General features: G+C 73.4%; 22 protein-coding genes. 9 read left to right on the top strand and 13 right to left on the bottom strand.

Features of this window, described 5'->3' with window-relative positions; all coding sequences use genetic code 11:
• A partial coding sequence (locus tag ACWCXC_RS35030; protein ID WP_450891610.1) for an MFS transporter occupies positions 1–719 on the bottom strand: 719 nt, incomplete at its 3' end.
• A gap of 112 nt (positions 720–831) precedes the next feature.
• On the opposite strand from ACWCXC_RS35030, the gene ACWCXC_RS35035 reads away from it, so the two are divergent.
• Complete coding sequence (locus ACWCXC_RS35035) at positions 832–1,284, top strand: winged helix-turn-helix transcriptional regulator (RefSeq protein ID WP_450683772.1); 453 nt, start codon at positions 832–834, stop codon at positions 1,282–1,284.
• A 40-nt stretch (positions 1,285–1,324) separates the two neighbouring features.
• Here the strand turns inward: ACWCXC_RS35035 and ACWCXC_RS35040 are convergent, their stop codons facing one another.
• Positions 1,325–2,422 carry a MerR family transcriptional regulator gene (locus ACWCXC_RS35040; RefSeq protein ID WP_450891631.1) on the bottom strand — a complete coding sequence of 366 codons (1,098 nt, stop codon included), beginning with the start codon at positions 2,420–2,422 and terminating at the stop codon, positions 1,325–1,327.
• Positions 2,423–2,627: 205 nt separating this feature from the next.
• Here ACWCXC_RS35040 and ACWCXC_RS35045 point away from each other — a divergent pair, with 205 nt between their 5' ends.
• The 3 genes from ACWCXC_RS35045 (at position 2,628) to ACWCXC_RS35055 (ending at position 3,907) form a co-directional block, all read left to right on the top strand.
• Positions 2,628–3,104, top strand: coding sequence for a hypothetical protein (locus ACWCXC_RS35045; protein ID WP_450891611.1), 477 nt, complete (start codon positions 2,628–2,630; stop codon positions 3,102–3,104).
• Positions 3,101–3,406: a winged helix-turn-helix domain-containing protein gene (locus ACWCXC_RS35050; RefSeq protein ID WP_450683770.1), complete on the top strand. Its 306-nt coding sequence runs from the start codon at positions 3,101–3,103 to the stop codon at positions 3,404–3,406. The genes ACWCXC_RS35045 and ACWCXC_RS35050 overlap by 4 nt, the downstream gene beginning before the upstream one ends.
• A 141-nt stretch (positions 3,407–3,547) precedes the next feature.
• Positions 3,548–3,907 carry a hypothetical protein gene (locus ACWCXC_RS35055; RefSeq protein WP_450891612.1) on the top strand — a complete coding sequence of 120 codons (360 nt, stop codon included), beginning with the start codon at positions 3,548–3,550 and terminating at the stop codon, positions 3,905–3,907.
• A 96-nt stretch (positions 3,908–4,003) separates the two neighbouring features.
• Here ACWCXC_RS35055 and ACWCXC_RS35060 read toward each other — a convergent pair whose 3' ends face one another.
• A complete protein-coding gene (locus ACWCXC_RS35060; RefSeq protein ID WP_450683768.1) occupies positions 4,004–4,549 on the bottom strand; it encodes a hypothetical protein in 546 nt (181 codons plus the stop codon).
• Between the two features lie 239 nt (positions 4,550–4,788).
• Here ACWCXC_RS35060 and ACWCXC_RS35065 point away from each other — a divergent pair, with 239 nt between their 5' ends.
• The gene (locus ACWCXC_RS35065; RefSeq protein ID WP_450891613.1) at positions 4,789–5,400 is read left to right on the top strand and encodes an ArsR/SmtB family transcription factor; all 612 of its coding nucleotides are present in this window, start codon (positions 4,789–4,791) and stop codon (positions 5,398–5,400) included.
• Positions 5,397–6,719 carry an MFS transporter gene (locus tag ACWCXC_RS35070; protein WP_450683766.1) on the top strand — a complete coding sequence of 441 codons (1,323 nt, stop codon included), beginning with the start codon at positions 5,397–5,399 and terminating at the stop codon, positions 6,717–6,719. The genes ACWCXC_RS35065 and ACWCXC_RS35070 overlap by 4 nt, the downstream gene beginning before the upstream one ends.
• Positions 6,720–6,793: 74 nt before the next feature.
• Here the strand turns inward: ACWCXC_RS35070 and ACWCXC_RS35075 are convergent, their stop codons facing one another.
• Positions 6,794–7,675: a hypothetical protein gene (locus ACWCXC_RS35075; RefSeq protein WP_450891614.1), complete on the bottom strand. Its 882-nt coding sequence runs from the start codon at positions 7,673–7,675 to the stop codon at positions 6,794–6,796.
• Between the two features lie 223 nt (positions 7,676–7,898).
• Entirely contained in the window at positions 7,899–8,333 is a 435-nt protein-coding gene (locus tag ACWCXC_RS35080; protein WP_450891615.1) for a hypothetical protein, read from the bottom strand.
• Positions 8,334–8,728: 395 nt separating this feature from the next.
• On the opposite strand from ACWCXC_RS35080, the gene ACWCXC_RS35085 reads away from it, so the two are divergent.
• Together ACWCXC_RS35085 and ACWCXC_RS35090 are read left to right on the top strand one after the other, a co-directional pair.
• Complete coding sequence (locus ACWCXC_RS35085) at positions 8,729–9,748, top strand: C40 family peptidase (protein ID WP_450891616.1); 1,020 nt, start codon at positions 8,729–8,731, stop codon at positions 9,746–9,748.
• 176 nt (positions 9,749–9,924) lie between these two features.
• Positions 9,925–11,145: a hypothetical protein gene (locus ACWCXC_RS35090; protein WP_450891617.1), complete on the top strand. Its 1,221-nt coding sequence runs from the start codon at positions 9,925–9,927 to the stop codon at positions 11,143–11,145.
• Positions 11,146–11,227: 82 nt separating this feature from the next.
• Here ACWCXC_RS35090 and ACWCXC_RS35095 read toward each other — a convergent pair whose 3' ends face one another.
• On the bottom strand, positions 11,228–12,418 hold the full coding sequence (locus tag ACWCXC_RS35095) for an MFS transporter (protein WP_450891632.1): 1,191 nt from the start codon (positions 12,416–12,418) through the stop codon (positions 11,228–11,230).
• 380 nt (positions 12,419–12,798) lie between these two features.
• On the opposite strand from ACWCXC_RS35095, the gene ACWCXC_RS35100 reads away from it, so the two are divergent.
• On the top strand, positions 12,799–14,019 hold the full coding sequence (locus tag ACWCXC_RS35100; RefSeq protein WP_450891618.1) for an alpha/beta hydrolase family protein: 1,221 nt from the start codon (positions 12,799–12,801) through the stop codon (positions 14,017–14,019).
• Between the two features lie 393 nt (positions 14,020–14,412).
• Here the strand turns inward: ACWCXC_RS35100 and ACWCXC_RS35105 are convergent, their stop codons facing one another.
• The 7 genes from ACWCXC_RS35105 to ACWCXC_RS35135 all read right to left on the bottom strand — a co-directional run bounded on the left by ACWCXC_RS35105 (position 14,413) and on the right by ACWCXC_RS35135 (position 21,150).
• Positions 14,413–15,030 carry a hypothetical protein gene (locus ACWCXC_RS35105; protein WP_450891619.1) on the bottom strand — a complete coding sequence of 206 codons (618 nt, stop codon included), beginning with the start codon at positions 15,028–15,030 and terminating at the stop codon, positions 14,413–14,415.
• Positions 15,031–15,038: 8 nt separating this feature from the next.
• Complete coding sequence (locus ACWCXC_RS35110) at positions 15,039–16,229, bottom strand: eCIS core domain-containing protein (protein ID WP_450891620.1); 1,191 nt, start codon at positions 16,227–16,229, stop codon at positions 15,039–15,041.
• Positions 16,230–16,411: 182 nt separating this feature from the next.
• Entirely contained in the window at positions 16,412–16,969 is a 558-nt protein-coding gene (locus tag ACWCXC_RS35115; protein WP_450683756.1) for a discoidin domain-containing protein, read from the bottom strand.
• A 929-nt stretch (positions 16,970–17,898) separates the two neighbouring features.
• Positions 17,899–18,471 carry a phage tail protein gene (locus ACWCXC_RS35120; protein WP_450891621.1) on the bottom strand — a complete coding sequence of 191 codons (573 nt, stop codon included), beginning with the start codon at positions 18,469–18,471 and terminating at the stop codon, positions 17,899–17,901.
• A complete protein-coding gene (locus ACWCXC_RS35125; protein ID WP_450891622.1) occupies positions 18,468–20,429 on the bottom strand; it encodes a putative baseplate assembly protein in 1,962 nt (653 codons plus the stop codon). Before ACWCXC_RS35125 ends, ACWCXC_RS35120 begins: the two co-directional genes overlap by 4 nt.
• On the bottom strand, positions 20,429–20,836 hold the full coding sequence (locus ACWCXC_RS35130; RefSeq protein ID WP_406285198.1) for a GPW/gp25 family protein: 408 nt from the start codon (positions 20,834–20,836) through the stop codon (positions 20,429–20,431). Before ACWCXC_RS35130 ends, ACWCXC_RS35125 begins: the two co-directional genes overlap by 1 nt.
• Positions 20,833–21,150 (bottom strand): PAAR domain-containing protein, encoded by a 318-nt coding sequence (locus ACWCXC_RS35135; RefSeq protein ID WP_450683752.1) that lies wholly within the window; start codon positions 21,148–21,150, stop codon positions 20,833–20,835. The genes ACWCXC_RS35130 and ACWCXC_RS35135 overlap by 4 nt, the downstream gene beginning before the upstream one ends.
• Between the last annotated feature and the right edge of the window lie 16 nt (positions 21,151–21,166).

Raw genomic sequence — 21,166 nt, forward strand, 5'->3', positions numbered from 1 at the left:
GGGGGGGCCGGGCGCGGCCCGCGGGGGGGGGGGGGGGGGCCCCGGGGGGCGGGGGGGGGGGGGGGGGGGGGGGGGGGGGGGGGGGGCCGCCCCCCCCCCCCCCCCACCACCAGGGCGAGCAGGGCGGTCAGCGCGGCCGAGGCGAGATAGACCGCACGCCAGTCGGCGAGATCGGCCAGGAGACCGGAGACGGTGCGGGCGAGCAGGATGCCGGTGACGATGCCGCTGGTGACCAGTCCGACGACCCGCCCCCGATCCCCGGGCCGGGCCAGTGAGGCGGCGAACGCGACCAGCGACTGCGTGACGACCGCGAGCAGCCCCGTCGCGGCCATCGCGGCCAGCAGGACCGCCGCCGTCCCGGCCGCGGCCACCGCGATCAGCGCCCCCGCGAGGAGCAGCAGTTGGGCGACGACGAGCCTCCTGCGGTCGATGGTGTCGCCGAGCGGGACGAGCAGGAACAGCCCGAGCCCGTACCCGATCTGGGTGAGGGTCACCACGCTGCCGACCAGCCCCGGACTCATGGAGAGGTCGTGGCCCATCGTGACCAGGAGCGGCTGCGAGAAGTAGACATTGGCCACGGCGGCCCCGGAGGCGACGGCGAACAGCGCGGTGACCTTGCGGGTGAGGACGAACGGCGATCCGTGCTCGTATCCGTACGTGCTCTCCTGCGGGCCTCCGCCGTCGTCGCCCAACTGAGCGACCTCGTTCTGGCAGGACATCGGCACCCCCACCCTTCTGGTTTCATCTTGCTACTACTTCCGACGGCAGGACGGTAGCCGCATTGGTAGCATGTTGCAACCAGACTGGATGCGTGGATGCCCGGGAGGAAGCATGGTGACCAGGACCCGTCTCGACGACAGCGAATGCCCTGTCGCGCGGTCGGTGGACGCGATCGGTGACTGGTGGTCGCTGCTGATCGTCCGCGACGCCTTCGACGGGAGCAGGCGCTTCGGGGAGTTCCAGCGCAGCCTCGGGGTGGCGAAGAACATCCTTACGGCCAGACTGCGTTCCCTGGTGGCCGGCGGGATCATGGAATCGGTCCCCGCCGAGGACGGCAGCGCCTACCGCGCGTACGTGCTGACCCCGAAGGGCCGCGCCCTGTTCCCCGTCATCGTGGCCCTGCGGCAGTGGGGCGAGGGGAACTTCTTCGCGCCCGAGGAACCCCACTCGCACCTGCTCGACCGCCGGCACGGCCGGCCCCTGCGGCCCTTGGAGGTCCTGGACTCCGAGGGCCGCCCCGTCGGCCCGGACGAGACCGTTGTTCGCAAGGTGCCCGGTCCGTAGGACGGGCGTGCCCGCGTCATTCCGGAGGAGGGGCGCGTGGTCAGGCCACGAGGAGGCGGAGTCCGAGGTCGGCGCTGTCGAGGCGGGCGAGATCCCGGTTGCGCCGAGCCCACCGCCCGGACGCCAGGTCGTCGCCGAGACTTCGCACGGCCCGCTGCTCGGCCTCCGGCCCGACTCTCGTCCACACCGACATCGCGCGACGTACGGGTTCCTCCAGGTACGCCTCGGGGCGGCGCCAGAAAGCCTCGAACAGGCCGTCGGCGCAGTTCCACGGGACGGGTACGGCCTCGGTACGGGCCCGGATCGCGTCGGCCATGCCCGCGAGCGAGGGGAACCCCGAGAGGACACCGGCGAATTCGGGCAGGTAGTCGCGGGTGAGCCAGAATCGGTCCGGCCATCCGGGCTCGTCGGTGTCGAAGGTGAGCACGACCACGCGCCGCGCCACACGCCGCATCTCCCGCAGACCGGCCAGCGGATCGTGCCAGTGGTGCACGGTGGAGACGGCCATCGCGGCGTCGAACACCCCGTCCTCGAAGGGCAGGTTCTCCGCGGCGGCGGCCACGCAGGGCGCCGCGCGGGCGGGGCGCTGTCCCCGCATGACCTCCGACGGCTCGACCGCGGTCACCTCACGGCCGGGAGGTTCGTAGGAGCCGGTACCGGCCCCGACGTTGAGGACCGTCCGCGCGCCGGCGAGGGCGGACCAGATCTGCGCGGCGATCCGTGGGTCGGTGCGCCGCGTCGCGGTGTAGGCGCCACCGATCCTGTCGTACAGGCGGGCACCGAGCACCTTCAACTGCTCCTCCGGGGGCACGTGCAGTCCTTTCGCCCGTACGTCGAGTTCCTTGTCGATGGCCGCGACCATGGCGTCGGTCCGCTCGCGCTGTTCCAGGAGCAGGCCGCGCAGCCGGCGCAGGTGCGCGACGGTGTCGGCGGACGGGTCGCCGACCAGTCCCGCGATCTCCCGCAGCCCGAACCCGAGGCGCCGGTAGGCCAGCACTTCCCTGAGCCGCTGCACGTCGTCGGCGGCATAGGCCCGGTATCCGGCTGCGGTGCGCGCCGACGGGCGTACGAGTCCGATGTGGTCGTAGTGGTGCAGCGTACGGACGCTCACCCCGGCCAGTGCGGCCACCCGTCCCACGGTCCAGTGATCCTCCACGGCACCGAGTGTGGGGTCTGACGCGGCGTGAGGGTCAAGGCCACCGTGGTTCGGTGTGGCCGGACTCGGGGCCGGGGCCGACGCCCGGAGCCACGCGCGCTGCTCGGTGGAAAGCACTTGACGCAACGGAAAGAGAGTGAGTACTTTCCATTGCGACAAGTACTTCACGAGGAAGCAGGTACTACGTATGGACACGCCCTCGATGGACACGCCTCCGAACGCCGCCGACGCGCTGGCCGAGATCGACCGGGTCCAGCGCAGGGCCTACGCCGGACAGCGCCTTCCGCTCTGGTATCTGCCGGGTGTGATCGTGCTCGTGACGACGGCCGGGGTCGCCTCGGGCCAGGACGGTGCGGCCCGGGCGGTGCTCACCTCGGCGGCGGTCGTGGGCCTGGCCGTGCTCACCGCCACGCTCGCCGCCAGGACCCGTGTCAGATGGAGGGCGCGGACCTGGACCGTGAGTGCGGGGATCCGGATGCTGCTGTGGATGGCGTCGATCTGCATGGTCTGGGGGGTCGTTCCGCTCGCCGTCGGCACGCTCACCGACTCCACGGTCTGGCAGAAGGCCGTCGCGGGCGTCGTCGCCGCCCTCTACGCGGCCGCCACCACGCGCTGGGCCGAGGACCAGGTCGCGGCCCACTCGTCAGGGGCGGTGGTCCGATGAACCTCGACCCGGTGATCCACGCCCCCGCCCGCCTCCAGATCGTCTCGCTGCTCGCCGCCGCGACCGAGGCCGAGTTCGGGTTCGTCCGCGACAGCCTGGAGATCAGCGACTCGGTCCTGTCCAAGCACGCCGCCGCCCTGGAGAAGGCCGGCTACGTCGAGATCCGCAAGGGCTACGTGGGCAAACGCCCCCGCACCTGGCTCAAGCTCAGCCCCGAGGGCCGCCGGGCCTTCACCGCGTACGTCGACACCCTCCGGAGCATCGTCGGCAGCCCTCTGACGGAGCGTCCGCAGGGCAGGTGACGGCCCCGGGGCCGCGTTTCCGCACGGGGAAGCGGTCTGCCCAAAAATGGTTGAGCGTGCAATGATCGTCGGCGGCCGAATCCAGGCGGCTCCCTGCGCCTCACGGGCGCAGCCCGCACCCGTACCCCGAAGGCGGTCCGCATGTCCCTGCCCACCACCACGTTCCGCGCCCTCGCCGCAACGGTGACCATGACCGCCGCGCTGGCCGCCCTCGGCGCCGGCACGGCCGGCGCCGCCTCCTGGCCGGCCCTCCAGCCCGGTGCCTCCCTCTACACGGGCACGAACGGAACCGGCGCCGCCCTCCACCCCGACCTCGGGGACCTCGGCACCTGCCACACCGCGCCGCAGCCGGTCCGCTCGGTCCAGATCGCCAACAGCTCGGCGTCCGTGCTCCTCTACTCCGGCGCCGACTGCACCGGCAGCGCCTGGGCCAGCGGCACCCTGGCCCAGAGCAACCTTCCCGAGGCCAAGGTCAGCTACCGCGTCGTGGCGGCCTGGTGATCCGCTGACGAGCAGGGCTCTGCCCCCCCCCGGGCCCCCACTGGGGACGGGGCTCTGCCCGGGGCCCCGGGCTCGTGCCGGTGCCCCGGGGCGCGCTCAGCCCGACAGCTCGGCCCGCCACTGCCGCGGCCACTGGCCCGAGGGCGGGGGAGCCCCGTTGATGCCGAGGTCGCGCCGGGCACTCAGGTAGAAGGCGTCGCGCGCCGCACTCGCCAGCTGGTGGGCCCTGGTCCACATCTCCGCGTCGACCGGCCCCTCCCGTATGAGGAGTTCGACCGTCCAGACCGACTCGTGCCAGCGCCGGGCCGCCGCGATGGTGGCCGCGTCGCCGACGAGCAGGACGGACTCCCACTCCGTCGCACGCTGCGACTCCGCGTCGGCGAGCAGCGGCAGGCCCTCCGCCGGCTCCAGCGGGTCGGTCACGTCGGAGAAACCGACCGCGGCACCGATCCGCTGAGCGATGCGCAACTGCGCCTTGAGGGCGTTGGCGTACCGGCCGTACGTCTCGAACCGCTTCTCGTCCCACCGCTCGTCCCGCTGGCGCCGCCACTTCCGGCGCTCCGTCAGGCTCTGCGTCGCGTACGAGCCGAGCGAGCCGACGACCACACCGATCAGTGCGGGCAATTGGTCCGACAGCGCCACAGTTCCCCCTCGGCCGTCCTCATGGCGCCGCGGGCACAGCGCTCCGGGGCCGACAGCCCTCTACCCACCTTCGGAACGGAGTACCACCGGCCGTCGGCGACCGGCTGCCACCGCGACGGTGGAGGTGCGTAAGCACCGTGCCTCGTGGCTCGTGCCTCGTGCCCCGAGCCACGCATCATGCAGAGTTTCCTCTGCAGAGAGTTCTATGCAGAGGAAACTCTGCATCATAGGCTGTCGGCATGTCCGACGAACCCGCACGCACACCACCGTCCACGTCCGCCAAGCCCACCCGGCGCCTCGACGCGCGGAGCCTGCGGGGGCTGGCCCATCCGCTGAGGATGAACATCTTCGAACTGCTCAGTCTGGACGGCCCCGCCACCGCCACCCTGCTCGCCGAACGCCTCGGGGAGAACACCGGAACCATCAGCTGGCACCTGCGCCACCTCGCCGAGCACGGCTTCATCGAGGAGGAGACCGGACGGGGCACGAAACGCGAGCGCTGGTGGCGCAGGGTCGACGTCTCGAACGAGCTGAACACCGCCGACTTCCGCGACGATCCCGATACCCGGGGTGCGCTGTCGGTCTATCTGCACGAACTGATCCAGCAGTACTTCAGCCGGGTCGTGAACTACGTCGGCGAGGACTGGGACGACGCATGGCGCACCGCCGGCACCGTCTCGGACTGGAACGACCTGCGGATGACCCCGGCGCAGTTGGAGGCGCTCAACGCGGAGTTGATGGCGGTGATCGCCCGTCACACGCCTGCTCCGGGCACCGAGCCCGCGCCGGACGCGCTCCCCGTCGTCGTGCAGCTCCAGTCCTTCCCCCGCAAGGAACGTGGCTCCGCATGAGCGACGGCGTGCGCGGCGGCCTCCTCCGCCGTCACCGCGACTTCCGTCTGCTGTGGTGCGGAGAGACCGCGGGCAAGTTCGGCGCGTCCGTCACCGGGGTGACGATGCCGTTGGCCGCGGTCTCCACCCTGCACGCCAGCACGTTCCAGGTCGGCCTGCTGAGCGCTGCCGCCTGGGCCCCCTGGCTGATCATCGGACTCCCGGCCGGCGCGTGGGTGGACCGGCTGCGGCGCAGACCCGTCATGCTCACCTCCGCCGCCGTCTCCCTCGTCCTCTTCGCCGGCCTCCCGGTCGCCGCGTGGTCCGGCCGGCTGAGCATCGGACTGCTGCTCGCCGTCGCGCTGCTGGCGGGTACGGCGGCGGTCTTCTTCCAGACCGCCTACAGCGCCTATCTCCCCAGCATCCTGGACGCCGACGACCAGCCCGAGGGCAACGCCAAACTGCACGGCAGCGCATCCGCCGCGCAGATCGCCGGACTCGGCTCCGGCGGCCTGATCGCGCAGGTGGCGGGCGCGGTGAACGGGATGTTCGCCAACGCCGCCACGTTCCTCGTCTCCCTCCTGTGTCTTGCCGGCATCCGGCATCGTGAGCCACGCGCCACCGCAGCCGGACGGCGTTCGGCCTCCCTGGCCGACGACGTCCGCGAGGGCCTGCGGATGATCGCCGTCGACCCCTGGTTCCGCACGTTCACCCTCTTCGGGGCAGCTTCCAACCTGGCTCTCATGGGGTACCAGTCGATCCAGGTGGTCTTCCTGGTCCGGACCGTCGGTCTGACACCCGGGGTGGTCGGCGCACTCGTCGCGGCGACCAGCGCCGGAGGGGTGGCCGGGGCGTGTGCCGCCCGCGCGGTCGCCGACCGGATCGGCACCGCGCGGGCGACACTCCTCTTCGAACTGGTGCTTCCGCTGCTCGGACTGCTGATCCCGCTGACCACCGCAGGAGCCGGCACCCTGCTCTTCGTCGTCGGTGGCTTCAGCGTCGTCGCGGGCGTCGTCGCCGGCAACATCATCAAGGCGGGCTTCCAGCAGCGCTACTGCCCACCCGACCTCCTCGGCCGCCTCACCGCGAGCACGGCCTTCCTCAGCTACGGAACGATCCCCGTCGGAGCACTGCTCGGCGGTGTGCTCGGCACGACGCTCGGCCTCCGCACCGCCATGGCCCTCACGACGGCGGGGGTTCCGCTCGCCGCGCTGATCCTGTTCTTCTCGCCGGTCCGGCGAGCCCGGGATCTGCCGACGTCACGCCGTGCGGCGGCGGTTGACTGCGTGCCGCCGCCGCACGCCGAGGACGTAACCCGCCCGGCTCTGCCTCCGGCGTAGGGCGGGCGCGGGCGACGGGCGCCGTGCGATCAGGTTCGCGCGATGTGAGCCCGCGCGACGAGACCCGCGCGACGTCAGGCCCGCACGATGTCGTCGTCGGCGCTCTGGTCCTTGGCGCTCACCTCCCACGCGGTGCCCGTCCTGTTGACGGTGATGGTGAACGTGATGTTGTTGTGGCCGCACAGCGGACCGGCCTTGGTCCCCAGGCAGGACTTGTGCTCGACGTCCTGTTGCAGCACGTACCGGCTGCCCGACGCCTTGAGCACGGCGGGTGTCGTCTCCGGCGTGACCGTCACTCCGTAGAGCAGATCACCGGCCGTCGTCGTGGTGGCGTAGATCCGGGACGTGGTCTGCGACGTCAGCGCCCCGGACGCGTCCACGCACCTGGTGATGCGCACCCGGATGTCGGCGGTCTTGATCTTGACCATGTGGTTGCGGACCTCCCACGCCGAGGTCGAGGTCCGGCACCCCTCCGCGCCCTTGCCCCGCGCCGGTCCCGTCGTCGTCGCGTAGATCGACGACGCCTTGATCCGGCGACCGGTGCCCCAGGTCGCGCAGGCCGTTCCCCCGGCCTTGCGGTACGAGGTCCCGTTGGCCTGGATCTTCCAGCCGGGGTAGGCGATGAATCCGCCGCCCTTCTTGTAGAGGCCGCCGTTGCCGCCGATCGTGTAGCCCGGCAGGTAGTAGTGGGTGCCGCCCGAGGTGACCAGATATGGGCAGCCGTCCGCCTGCTGGAACGTGCCGGAGAATCGCTTCTGCGTCTGCTCGGCCGCCGCGTTGACGACCGTGTCGGCGGGCTCGGACCCGGCGGACCGGGCGGGTCCGGCGGAGAGCAGGCCCTCCGCCGCCCCGTACCCGAGCCCTCCGGCGACGACGGCGGCAGCCAGGGCCATGACGGCGAGACGGGGCGTTGGGCGGGGCGTTCTGCGGGGCGTACTGATGTGCGTGGTGCGCATGGTGATGCTCCTTCGGATCTCGGATCTCGGGTCGTGGGTCGTGGGTCGTGGGTTTCGGGCCGTGGGTCGTGGGTCTCGGATACGGAACCGGGGTCTGGGACGGGAACTCGGGGGCGCCGGCCGCCGGGGCGGGCCCGGGGCCCGGGGTACGAGCCGTGGGCCCGCCCCCGGGCACCGGGCCGCGCTCACCGGCGGGACGGGTGCGGGGTGTCAGTGCTTGGTGTCAGTGCTGGAGGGCGTAGATGGACCGCGCCTTGATGCGGCGCTCGACGCCCCAGCTCGTGCACAGGGTCGTGTGGCGGCCAAGGGGCTTGAACTGCTTGGTCCCGTTGGCCTGGATCTTCCAGCCGGGGTAGGCGATGAATCCGCCGCCCTTCTTGTAGAGGCCGCCGTTGCCGCCGGTCGTGTAGCCCGGCAGGTAGTAGTGGGTGCCGCCGGAGGTGACCAGATACGGGCAGCCGTCCGCCTCGCGGAACGTGCCGCGGTATGACGATCCGGCCGAGCCGGACGCCACCTGTACGACGGTGTCCCGGCCGCCGGCGGCGGCCGGTCCGGGGTCCGACGAGCCGGCGGTGACGGCGAACACGCCGCCCGCGACTCCGGTCGCGGCGACCGCGAGGGCCGCCATCCGGAGCTTGCTCCTGCGTGAACCGAGCATGTTGCTCCTCCTTGGTGGAAGCGGGTCGAGCCGTTGCCCGCCCGGAGAGCGGCAGGGAGAGATCCCGGGCCGTGGGCGGGTCATGCGGCGGAAGACGCCCCGGACCGCCGGGCGCCGCGAGGAGGCGGCACCGGCCGGTGACGCGGGGCGGTGGAAAGAGCGTCGCGGGTGGACCCCGGCGAAGGGAACAGCTCACGGCGGCTCGGACAGTCCGGCACTGTCCGTGCAGGTCAGGAAGGGTTCCGAGGGGTTACGGACGAACCGCGCCGCCCCCGCCGGACGCCACGGACGAAGCCGGACTGTCCCAGACGCCCGAGCCCCTGGCCGGACACCCCCGCCCTCGAACAGCCTCCCAACGGGCCCGGAAACACCGGCCCCGGACCAAGGAGGCCCGCATGTCACCGCAGACGCTGATCAAGCCCGTCACACAGGGGAAGCACACACCGGAACCCACCCGGTCCCGAGGCCGGCACCGCGCCCCCGCCACCCCGGCCCCGCGCACCGCCACCCCGGCCCAGACCACCGCCACCCCGCGCCGCCCGGCCGAGCGGTCGGCCCGCAACAGCTCCTGGCTGTGGACCGTGACGAGCCTGATCGTCCTTCTCCTGCTGTCGCTGCTCGCCGGGGTACTGGTGGCCGTGCACGGCCCCGCGGAACCGTCCGCCGGCGCACGCGGCGGCAGCCCCGTCGTCCTCCGGCCGGACACACCGACGACGCCCCGCCCCACCGAGCCCCGCCCCACCGAGCCCCGCCCCACCGAGCCCGGGACCGCCGAGCCCGGCACCTCCGACACGGCCACCCCACCGCGCGCCCCGCAGAAGAAAAAGCCGAAGCCGGCCATCCGCGTCGTCACCCTCAAGACGGGCGACACCCTCTACGCCCTGGCCCGTACGCACACCACGACCGTCAAGGCCCTGCAACGGCTCAACGGCCTCGGCTCCTCGACCCTGATCTACGCCGGGCACGCCCTGCGCGTCCCGGCCACGGCACACCCCTCCACGGCACCGGCCCGATCCGTCGCCGTACCCGCCCCACCGGCCGCGGACTCCCGCACGAACACAGGACGGACGGCCCGCGACGCCGTGACGGCCTACGCACGGGCGCAGCTGGGCAAGCCGTACGTCTGGGGCGGCACCGGACCGCGCGGCTTCGACTGCTCGGGTCTGGTGCTGCGCGCCTGGGAGAAGGCCGGGGTGCGGCTTCCGCGCACCACCTGGGGCCAGATCAAGGCGGGCCGGGCGACCACCCGCGCGGCGCTCGTCCCCGGCGATCTGGTGATCACCAGCGGCGGCGGCCACGTCCAGCTCTACATCGGACACGGCAAGGTCATCCACGCCCCGCGCCCCGGACGCACCGTCACCGTCGCCCCGCTCCCCACGTACGGTGTCGTCGCCTACCGCCACATCACCGCATGACCGGGCGGCCCGGGAACACCCCCCGCGCATCGCTTGTCAGCCGTCTTCTCCCTTCGTGGCTTCAGGCCCTGCGCCCCCGTACTAATCTCCTTGCGACACAGGAGCGATCAGGGGGAAGTATGGGGACGGGGCCCGACCCGACGGCCGCGCGCACACCGGCCGAATTCGTCGCCACCATGCGTCAGTTACGCGTGTGGGCCGACCTCAGCTACCGGCAGATCGAACGCAACGCCACCCAGGCCGGCGACGTCCTGCCCCGCGCCACGATCTCCGGCGCCCTGGCCCGTACGGACCTGCCCCGCGAAGAACTCCTCGCCGCCTTCGTGCGCGCCTGCGGCGGCGACACCGCCACGGTCGACACCTGGCTGACCGCCCGCCGCGAACTCGCGATCACCGCGGCACCTACGGCGGCCCCACCCCGGCCCCCACTCCCTCGACCCCAGGAACTCAGCCCCGACGACGCACCGCCCCAGGACGCGGTGCCCCCGGAAGACGGTGCCGTGACGGCGCAGGCCGGGAGCGAGCCGGCGGGGTCGTCCCCGACCACCGTGCCGACGGCGCCGCCGTCTATGACCATCGAGCAGCCCTCGGAGCCGCCGTCCACGACCGCGCCGACGCCCCCGCCGTCCTCGTACGACCGGGACACCCGCCCCCGCTATCTGCCGATGACGCTCACCGGCGCCCTCGCCGCAGCGGGCGTCCTGCTGATCGCGCTCTGGCCGGGCGGGGACAAACCCGTCAGCACCCAGCCCGGGAACACCCCGTCCCCCGGCATATCCGTGAGCACCGCACCCCCCAGCGCCTCCGGCCCCACGGCCACCTCCCCGACCCCTACGGCGGATCCGGTCGGGGCCGGCTCCGAGGAGACGTCCGACGCCCCCACGACCCGTCCCACGACACAGCGCTCCACCTCTTCACCGCCGTCACCCCGCAAGACCCCCGTACCGGCACGCACGCCCCCGACCGGGGTCGTGCGGATCCACCCCCTGGACGATCCGTCGCTCTGCCTCACCGAGGGCCGGGAACGCAACGGCCGCACCGAGCGCGAGATCGCCGTCCAGAACCCCTGCGCCCAGGCGATCGTGCCGACGGTCTCCCTGGTCCCGGCAGGCGCCCGGACCTACCTGATCCAGTGGGAGCACCCCGACCACGGGGGCGGCTGCCTCACGGTCGATGGCGCGTCCACGGGTCCCGGGGCCCTTCTCTCCCCTCGGGACTGCATCGACGCGGCGCACCAGAAATACCGCCTGGAGGCGGTCACCGGTGGGTTCCGCCTCCGCCCGTCGCACAGCGATCTCTGCGTCGGCATCCTCACCCCCCGCACCACCGGCGCCGAGGCTATCCAGCAGACCTGCACCGGCACCGACGACCAGACCTTCCGCATCACCACCGTCTGAACCCCGCGACGGCGACCACGGGACGCACGAAGGGTTCGCGGCTCCGCCCCGGCCGTGGACGACAGCACGGCGGCGTTCGCGCTCAGACCGGATCGGCCGGCCGGATCTCACCGGCGGACTGCCGTCCTCCGCCACCCCTACCGGCCGCTGTCCGCCGCCTGCCGCGCGTTATAGTGCGGCCTCGGGCGGCCAGCAGGACCACGCAGCCCCCGGCGGTCAGCAGTCCGCCGGCGAGGAAGGTGTCCCGTACGCCGGACAGCGGCAGGATCAGCCCTCCGAGCGCGGCGCCCGCCGCGATTCCGGCGTTGTACGAGCCGGAGTTGGCCGCGAGCGCGATGTCCGTGCGCCCCGGCGCGCAGTGGAGCATGGCGTTCTGGGCCGTCATGAACACGGGGCCCAGGGCACCGCCCATGAGCGTCAGGAACACCACCGAGGCCACCGGCCGGGTGCCGGCCGCGTACAGACCGAGCATGCCCGCGGCCTGCGTGGCCACGGCCCCCGTCAGGGCAGCCTGCGGAAAACGGTCGAGCAACGCCCCCGTGACGCTCACCCCGGCCAGACAGGCGACCCCGAAGGCGACGAACAGGACGCTCACCATGTCCGGGGAGAAGCCGCTCACGTCACTCAGGAACGACACGATGTACGTGTAGCCCGTGAACGCCCCGGCGGCGGACAGGGCTCCGGCCGTGAGCACGGTGGCGTACCGGCGGGCGTCCGGGCTCGTTCCGTAGGCGGCGGGCTCCTCTTCCGGGCGCGTGGTCGGCAGCAGCGAGGCGACCGGCACCAGCGAGACCAGCCCCAGGACCACCAGCGCGGCGACCGGCACCCGCCAGTCGCTCCGCTGCCCCAGCCAGGTACCGGCGGGAACCCCGAGCACCAGGGCCAGCGAACCGGCGACGGACAGGGCCCCGACCACCCGCCCGCGGACCTCGGCCGCGAACAGCCCCACCGCGACCGGCCCCATCACGGCCCAGAAGAGCGCCTGGGCGAGTGCCGTGAGCAGCCGCGCCACGAGGAGCGGCCCGTAGGAGACCGACAGCGCCGCACCCGCACTTGCCACGACCAGAACGGCCAGCACCCCCGTGAGCACATGGCGCCGGGGCACGGCCCGCACCACGTGTGCGAGCGGCACCGACGCCACCGCGACCGTCACCCCGTAACCGGTGACCAGAAACCCCACCGCCGACAGCGACACCCCCACACTCCCGGAGATCGCCTCCAAGAGCCCCACCGGCAGGTTCTCCGCGGTGTTGAACGTGAACGCCGCCACCATCAGCGCCCCGAGCACCATCGACGCCCGCCACCGCCCCAGACGCCCCGCGACCGCCCCGCCCGCCCTGGCCTGTCGCGCCCGCCGCGTGGTATCGCCCATGGACACACCTCACCGAAGCCACCCCCTCCACGGCAACCTCATTGGCTTTACCACCACGCGATGTCAGCGACGCGCATCGGAGAGCTGGTTCGGCCGTCGTCAACGGCAACCGCTTGCCCGGCACACGACTGCCCCCGGGGCCCGTCGGCGGGTGAGCCGGTGGCCGGGCGCCGGTAGGCCCGGGGCATGACACGTGCATGTCGGCGTACGACCGGAGAGGTACCGGTCGGGGGCCCCTGGGCGGACGCCCCGGTATGCGCCGCGCGCCTAGCGTGCGGATCATGAGAACTCGTCAGCGCACCATGGCCACCGCGCTCCTCGCCCTCGCCCTGGGGGCCACGGCCGTCGCCCCGGCCGCCGCGTCCTCCGGCCAGCCCGGCAGCGACACCACGCTCACGACCCCGGGACTCGCCGCACCGCAGCTCACCGGCGCGCGAGACCCCGCGCTGCGGCTCCCCGCCCCGAGCGGGCCGTACGCCGTCGGCGCGTCCACGCTGTCCCTGCGGGACACCGGTCGTACCGACCCGTACGAGCCCGGGGCCGGCGCACGCGAGCTGCTGGTGTCCGTGTTCTATCCGGCACGGGCCGCGAGCGGCACACCCGCTCCGTACGTGAGCGTCCAGGAGGCGCGCCTGCTGCTGGAGTCCCGGGGGCTCACCGGCATCGTCGGGCCCGAAGCGGTCGCGGCCACCGAGACATACGCGCGCACCGGCGCGACGCCCGCGCCCGGACGGTTCCCGCTGGTCGTGCTGTCACCCGGGTTCGGACAGAGCCGCTTCACGCTGACGTCCCTCGCGACGGACCTGGCCTCGCGCGGTTACGTCGTCGCGTCGGTCGACCACGCCCACGAGACCACCACGACCGTCTTCCCCGGCGGACGCGTCCTGCCCTGCGCCGCCTGCGACTACGTCGAGCGCACCGGCGAGGCCGGGATGGCCGAGGTGGCCCGGGGGCGGGCGCGGGACGTCTCGTTCCTGCTGGACCGGCTGACGGGCAGCCACCCCGCCTGGCGCCACGCCCCGATGATCGACCGGCGGCGCGTCGGCATGGCCGGGCACTCCATCGGCGGGAACTCCGCCGCGGCCACGATGGCCGCGGACCCGCGCGTACGCGCGGGCGTGAACATGGACGGTGCCTTCTACGACCCGGTCCCCGACGCCGGGCTCCACGGCCGCCCGTTCATGATGCTCGGCACCGAGGTCCAGCACACCCCCGACAGCACCACCGACACCACCTGGAACCGGGACTGGCCACGCCTCGACGGCTGGAAGCGCTGGCTCACCGTCACCGGCGCGGGCCACTTCACCTTCACCGACATGCCGCTCCTCGGGGCCCAACTGGGCCTGCCCGACCCCTCGGCACCGCTGTCCGCCGACCGCTCCAGCCGCATCACCCGCGACTACACCGCCGCCTTCTTCGACCGGCACCTCAAGGGCCTGCCCCAGCCGCTGCTCTCCGGCCCGACGCCCGGCAACCCGGAGGTGTCGTTCCCGTACGCGTAGGGCCCGGATACGCGTAGGGCCCGGAGCGGCGCGCGGCGAATCATACGAATGCTCGCTTTGAGTGGATTCCCAGGTTTTGGCTGGTCACAGGGGTGCCGCTTCTGTCAACGTCGCGGCGAGCGGGTGGCCCCGGCACCGCTCGGGTGTGCCGGGGCGATATCCGGTACGTACGCACGCCGCCCTGGCCAACACCTGGGGCACCCCGGAGGTCGTCACCAAGCCCTGCGACACCAAGGACCCGGGGCCAGCACTGGGCGGTCTTCAATCACCAGATCAGCCTCGCCCTCGCCTGACCCCAGGCCCCGCCCGCCGGCGCCCCACCACGCCGCGCCCGCCCGCACCGGGGCGCGGCGCGGCACACCGCCCACCGGAAGGCGTTCGGGGCGCGAGGGGCTATTGCTCCTGCGGCCGGGGGCGGAACAGGTCGTCGTCGTGGTCCGGGAAGAGCAGCGGCATGGTGCGGCGGAACTCCGCGACCTCCGTGCTGTCCTCGTATCCGGCGCACAGAGTCATGGGCCAGTACCAGAAACCGCGCGAGGCGATCAGGAGATCGACGTACTCGACGAAGGTGCGGCCGGTGGACGCCAGTTCCTCACCGAAGTAGTGATAGCTGACCTTCTCCGCGAAGACGCCGTCCTCACCCCGCTCGAAGGCCACGCACGCTTCCGGGGTGAAGAAATCGAAGGGCACCACGGGGCGGAACTCCTGATCGCCCTTCGGGAACCAGGTCACCCCGCTCCAGTCCCCGAGCACACGGTCGAGGGGCAGGAGATCGATCACGCCGCGCCCCGTCCCCTCATCCCCGGCGGACCGCCAGTCCAGCGTGAAGGACCCGACCTGCCGGTAGAAGTCCTCCACTCCGGCGGGCAGCCGGGCACCCGACTCCTCGATGAGGCGGGAGAGCCGGTCGTCGGGCAGTGGCTCGGTCCGTTCGTGGTTCAGCAGCTCGACGCGAGGGTTCTCGCGGAGACCGGCGACCAGCGCGTCGAGTCGCTGCCGTGCGTCGGCCACGTGACGCCCTACATGTTGTTGTTCTCGATCTCCCACGCGTCCCCACCCACTTCCTTGCCCTTGGCGTCGTACAGGGTGTATTCCGCCCGGATCATCCCGGGAAGGCCGAATCGGTAGATGGTGTCGAAGTCGATGGCCTCCGGGGAACCCGGCGTCATCTTCATATCGGCCGATGTGGGGTGGAAACTGAAGTCCGCCGTCACGTGATAGCGGGCGGTGTACCCGTTCTGGAGAATGGCCACCTTGAGACCCTTCTCCACCTTCGCGTGGTGCTGGCTGTTCGCCTGCTTGACCAGCGGGGTCAGATTCTCCAGGTGCTTGCCCGAACCACCCAGATTGTGGTTCAGGAGGTGCCCCTGGACCATGTAGTTCTTGAACCAGTCCCCGATCGGCGTCCCGCTCGGCGGCCACCACGCGGGCTGCACCTTCGGAGCCTCCCCCGTGCCGAGATGGCCGGGGAAGAGGTCCCCCTTCATCTCGATCCCCACGCTGCCCGCCGTGCCGTTGACCGTCACGGTGTGGGCGCCCTGCGGGTAGTCGACGCGCTGGTTGTAGCCGGAGAGCGGGGCGCGCTGCACGACCGCGAGGTGGCTACGGGTGGCGGCCGGGGCCTCGGCCGCCACCCGTTGGACGGGCGCGGGGCCCCGCATCACCCGGGTCGCGTTGGCCTCCGCCGCCCGCTCGAACCGGTCCGACGGATCGGACACGCGCAGCCCGGAGCCGTTGTCGGTGCCCGCGACCTGCCCCTGCCGCTGCTGGATGACGTGGGTCAGCTCATGGGCGAGCGTGTGCTTGTCGGCCCCGCCGTCGCCGATGACCACATGGTGCCCCGAGGTGTAGGCACGGGCACCGACCTGGGCGGCCGAGGCCCGCGCGGCGGCGTCGGTGTGGACGCGGACGTCCGAGAAGTCGGCTCCGAGCCGCGACTCCATCTCGGAGCGGACCGCGCCGTCGAGCGGCCGCCCGGCCGAACGCAGCACGGCGTCGACGGCCGAGCGCTGCACCGGCTGCTCCGCGTCCTCGTGGCCGCAGTGCGGGTGGCCGGCGGCCCGCAGCAACTGGACGACCGCCGCGTTCCCGACGCTGCCCTGCAACGCCAGCCACTCCGTGGCGGGTGCGGCGGCCGCCGTCCCCGCCGCGCGGGCCCGTCCGGGCCCACGCGCCGCACCTGCCTTCTCGGCACCGTCCTGGCTGCGCATGGGGACCTCTTCCTGCGGGGGAGCGTGTCCGTCCCTGCATATCCCGGTCCGCCGGAGCGGTTCCAGGTCCGCGGGGGCACAGTTGAGTGGCCCCGGAGCGCAGCCGGCGGGGGACGATCCGTCGGCCGCGCTGACGGTGAGGGCGAGGACCCGGCCCCCTCAGGTGCGCTGAAGTACGCGATTCAGGTGCGCTTGAAGTATTCGATCTCGCCCAGCGCGATCGGGTGTCCGTCGCCCTGCCCGGCCGCCTCGCGGACCGTGAAGCGGATCGACACGACATCGCTGATGCCCATCCGCACGGTCTGCTCGCCCGGCTTGTCGGCCAGGGTCATCGTCTTCTCGTGGACCTTCCCGTCCTTCGTCGTGATGCTCAGGTCCGCCCGGGTCGGCCTGGCCCCCTTCTGGAAGACCTCCGGCTTCGTCGAGACTCCCGTGTGGACCGTGACGCCGACCAGCCGGAACGGCTCCTCGAACTCCGCCGTCAGCGCGTCGCCCGTCCTCGGCGCGCCCCAGTACGTGTTCGTCACGCCGTCCACCGCCGCCTTCGGCGGGTGCCCGGGGGCGGACGCGTTCGCGGAGACCTTCACCGGGCTGACCTCGCCCGCGCCGCCGAGCTTGTCGCGTACGTCCTCCACGACATACCGCCCGGCCGGGACCAGCAGGAAGCCCGCGACCAGGAGGCCGACGACCACCAGGGCGATCAGGCTGCCCCGCAGCGCGCGGCCGGAGCCCGCCCGCACGCGGCGATGGAACGGCCACCTCGTCCGCCACCACGGCAGCGGAGCCGCCTGGGCCCGGGGCTTCAGGGGCTGCGCGCAGGCCCGGCAGAACGTGCGCCCCGGGCGGTTGTTCGTGCCGCAGGAGGGACATGGCTCGCCGTCCGGTTCCTCGTCCACCGCGGCCGCCCTGACCGTGGGGCGGGCAGCCACCGGCACACCGGGCCGGACCGCGCCCACGGGCTCCTCGGCCGGTCCCCGATCCGACGCCGACGCCGAGGCGGAGGCCGGATTCGGCTCCGGGGGTTTCGGCCGCGCCGGCCGTACGGGGGCGGGGGCGGGTGGCCGGGAGGCGGCCGGGCCCGGCGGGGCGGGGGCCGGTCGGGGCTCCGGTGCGGGGGCCGGTTCCGGCTCCGGCGTCCGCCTGCGCACCGAACGCCGCGTCCTGCGCGGTTCCGGTTCCGATTCGGGTGCGCGGACCGGTTCCGGTTCCGGTTCGGGTGCGGCGGGCGCGGCAGGGCTGGGGGACGGAATGGGTACGGGAGACGGCGCAGGCGTGGCAGGGCTCGGAGCCGTACGCCGCTCCGACTCCGGCGCGGGGGCCGGAACCGAGCCCGAGACCGAGTCCGGACGCGAGCCCGACGCCGACGGCGAGGCCGAGCCCGGGCCCGTACGCGTCCCGGACACCGACGGTCCGTCCGGCGCCGCCCCTGACGGCACACCCGAGTCCGAGCCCGGCGCCGCCCCCGACGACCCGTCCGAGACCGCCCCCGGCTCCGCCCCCGAGACCGCGCCCGGTTCCGCGCGCTCCGGCCCCGACGACCCGTCCGGCTCCGGCTCCGGCTGTGCCTGCCCGGGCCGTATCCGCGTCGACCACCCCAGATACGTACCGCAACTCCCGCAGAAGTCCTCGCCCTCCGCGTTCGCGGCGCCGCAGGACGGGCATGGGCGGGTCATGTCGGGCTCCCTGTCTCGTCGGCCGGGGTGCCCGGCAGGATGTCGACCCGGCAGGTCAGGTGGGCCGGGCAGGAGGCGCGGACCACCGCGAGGACGCGGGTCTCGTCCGGCGGGCGGCCGGCCGTGGGCCGGATCCGTACCAGCAACTCGCCCGTCGGGGCGGGGGGCAGAGGGGAGTCCGGCTCGGACGACCACGCGACACCGCCGCCGTCCTGAATGTCCGCCTCCACACCGAAGCAGAGGCGCAGAAGGTCCGCCAGGCCCTGGCGGGTGCCGCGCCGGCGGTGGAGTTCCACGGCACGGGCGATCGCGGCGCGGCGGCGGTCCTCCGGCCAGGCCGGATCGATGCCCGCGCCGACCCAGGAGGAGAGCCAGGGCAGGAAGTCGTCCGGGGCCAGGGCCGGGTCGAAGTAGGCGGGGAGGTTGTCCAGCGTGGACAGGACCGGGGCGAGGACCGTGTCCAGGCCCGCGGTGAAGCGCTGGGCCAGGTCGTCGTCCGCGTACAGGGCGGGCAGCAGCGCGCCGATCGGGTAGCGGCTGGGGAGGCCGGGGACGGCGGCCCGGGTCATCGGCGCTCACCGGGCCCGGCGGCGGTGACCGCGATCTGGTGCTGGTGGGAGAAGACCAGGGCGCTCGGGGCGATGTCGATGCGGTCCACCGCACCGCCGCGCCGGCCGGTGAGCGGGTCGGCCGGGAACAGGCGGACCTCCTCGACGAGGCGGACCCCGGGCACGGCCTGGAGGACGGCGAACACCTCCCCGTACTGCACGGGCCTGCCGAACGGCCAGCCGGTGCCGTCCGCGCCGCCCCTCAGCGGGTCGATGTGGCGGAACAGCGCGTCGAGCGCGGCGGTCCGCACGCGGTCGGTGTCGTCCTCGTCCGCGACCAGTCCGGCGACGACGGTGACGCCCTGGTAGGCGGGGGGCTCGACCACCAGGCGGGTGCCGACGAGCCGCCGTTCGTCCAGCCGCCGGGCCACGGCCGCGAGCACGGACTCCGGCGGGATCAACTGCTCGAAGCGGAGCTGGCCGCCCTCGTCGGGGACGGCGTCCGGCACGACCAGGACCCGGACCGCGCCGCCCTCGCCCGGGGCGGCGGGCAGACAGCGGACCCGGCGCAGCGAGGGCGCGGCCTCGCGGGCGATCGCCTCGTGGTCCTCGGCGGTGACGGCCCGCTCCTGGACGCGGAGGATCTGCGGTGCGCGCAGCTTCGCGTTCTCGACGGTCTCGCCGTCCACGCCGCCGCGCGCCGCCTCGCGGTTGTCGACGCCGGCGACGTACGGGACGGAGCTGCGCAGGACGCGGATCGCGCCGCGCGCCACATTGCCGCAGGCGCCGCCGCCCGTGCGGTAGCGGGCGAGGCGGATGTGGGCGCCCTTCGGGGGCACCGCCCCGTACGCCCGCATCGTGCCGTCCGCCTCGCGCACCTCGGGCGGGAAGGCGAACAGACCCGCGACGGCGTCGATCCGCACATGCCGGTCGCCGGGACCGGACGCGCCGAAGTGCTCGACCGGGTTCCAGGTCTGCCAGCCGCCGTCCGACGACACCTCCACGAGCGGCGGTTCGCCGTCGAGCAGGACCGGCGTCCGGGGCGCGGCGAAGGTCTGGCCCGCAACCCCCTCGGAGGTGCCGAGCGGGACGTCGTACACGGTCTCCGCGTGCTCGACACCGGCCGTGCCGCCGACGGTGAAGACCTCCGCCTCGCGGATCGTCGGGGACTCGGAGTAGAAGGGCTGGCCGGGGGCGGCCTCGGTGACCCGGCAGCGCAGCCAGCCCGCGCGGATGCCCGCGGTGACGGACTCGGTGTGCCCGGCGGGCACGAACACCGTGATCTCACCCGGCCTGTTGAGTCCGCCGGTGGAGTCGGTACCGGTCGCGCAGGGCACCCAGCGGGCACCGTCCCACGCCTCCCAGACCAGCGGCGGCTGGCGGGGGTCGACGCCGACGCCCTCGACCCGGCTGTCCAGGCGGACGGCGACGATGCAGCGGGGCACGGCGGTGGGCAGCCCGAACAGGAGGGCGTCGCCGGGCTGGGGCCGGGCCTGGAAGCAGGGGATGTCCCGGCCCTCGGCGAGCGGCCCGGTGCGGTCGGTCTGCTCGCCGGACGCCGGGACCGTGACCAGGCGGACGAGCGAGCTGGGCACGATCGCCAGGTCCTCACCGGTCGAGAAGACGACCGCCTCCTCCATCTCGCCACGCGCCGTCGCCACCTCCGTTCCGGCCGGAAGGCGCACGGTGTCCGGCTGGGGCGCGGACAGCCAGAAGTCGACATCGGCGCGGGCGGCCGTCGGCGGGAACAGCCGCACACCGAGCAGATCGAGGAAGGCGAAGTAGTTCCGGTCCGGCACCCGGTTCAGCCGGTACAGGAGCTGGTCGACCATGTACGCGAACGTCTCGATCAGCGTGACCCCGGGGTCCGACACGTTGTGGTCGGTCCACTCGGGCGAGCGCTGCTGGACGTAGCGCTTGGCCTCGTCCACGAGCTGCTGGAAGCGGCGGTCGTCCAGATTGGGCGGGGTCAGGGACATCAGCGGGCTCCCGCCTCGGGGATCGTATAGAAGGGGAAGACAAGGTTCCGTAGGTCGTTGGTGGACCGGACGGTGTAGTGCACGTCGATGTAGAGCGTGCCTTCCTCGACGGTGTCGTACGCGACGACCACGTCCCGGACCTCGATGCGCGGCTCCCAGCGCTCCAGGGACGTACGCACCTCGTGGGCGATCCGCCCAGCCGTGGCGCCGTCCCCGGGGGCGAAGACGTACTCGTGGATACCGCAGCCGAACTCCGGGCGCATGGGCCGCTCACCGGGCGCGGTGCCGAGGACCAGACCGATGGCCTCCTCGATCTCCTGCTCGCGCTCGACCATGCCGATGCCGCCCGTCGCGCCGACGCGCAGCGGGAAGCCCCAGCCACGCCCGATGAAGCCGTGCTCGCTCACAGGGCGCCCCCGATCAGGACGTTGGGCGCCCCGGCCACGATCTTCGCGCCGCAGCTGGTCGTGTCGCCCACGCGGGCGGCGGGCAGCCCGCCGATCAGGACCGCGCCGCCGACGACCGCCGCCGGATTCGGCAGGACGACGTTCCCCGGGCCGAGCAGGGCGTGCGGCGGGACGACGCACACGTGCAGGCTTCCGGTGACGGCGGCCGGCCTGCCGCCGATCAGCACGGTGGCGACGGCGGCAGCGCCCGGGGGCGGGGTGCCGATGACGCCACCGTGGACGGTGGGGTCGCCCGTACGGGCTGCCTGGGGCATGGCTGGTGATCTCTCC

It is taken from the genome of Streptomyces sp. NPDC001515 (genome assembly GCF_053597115.1).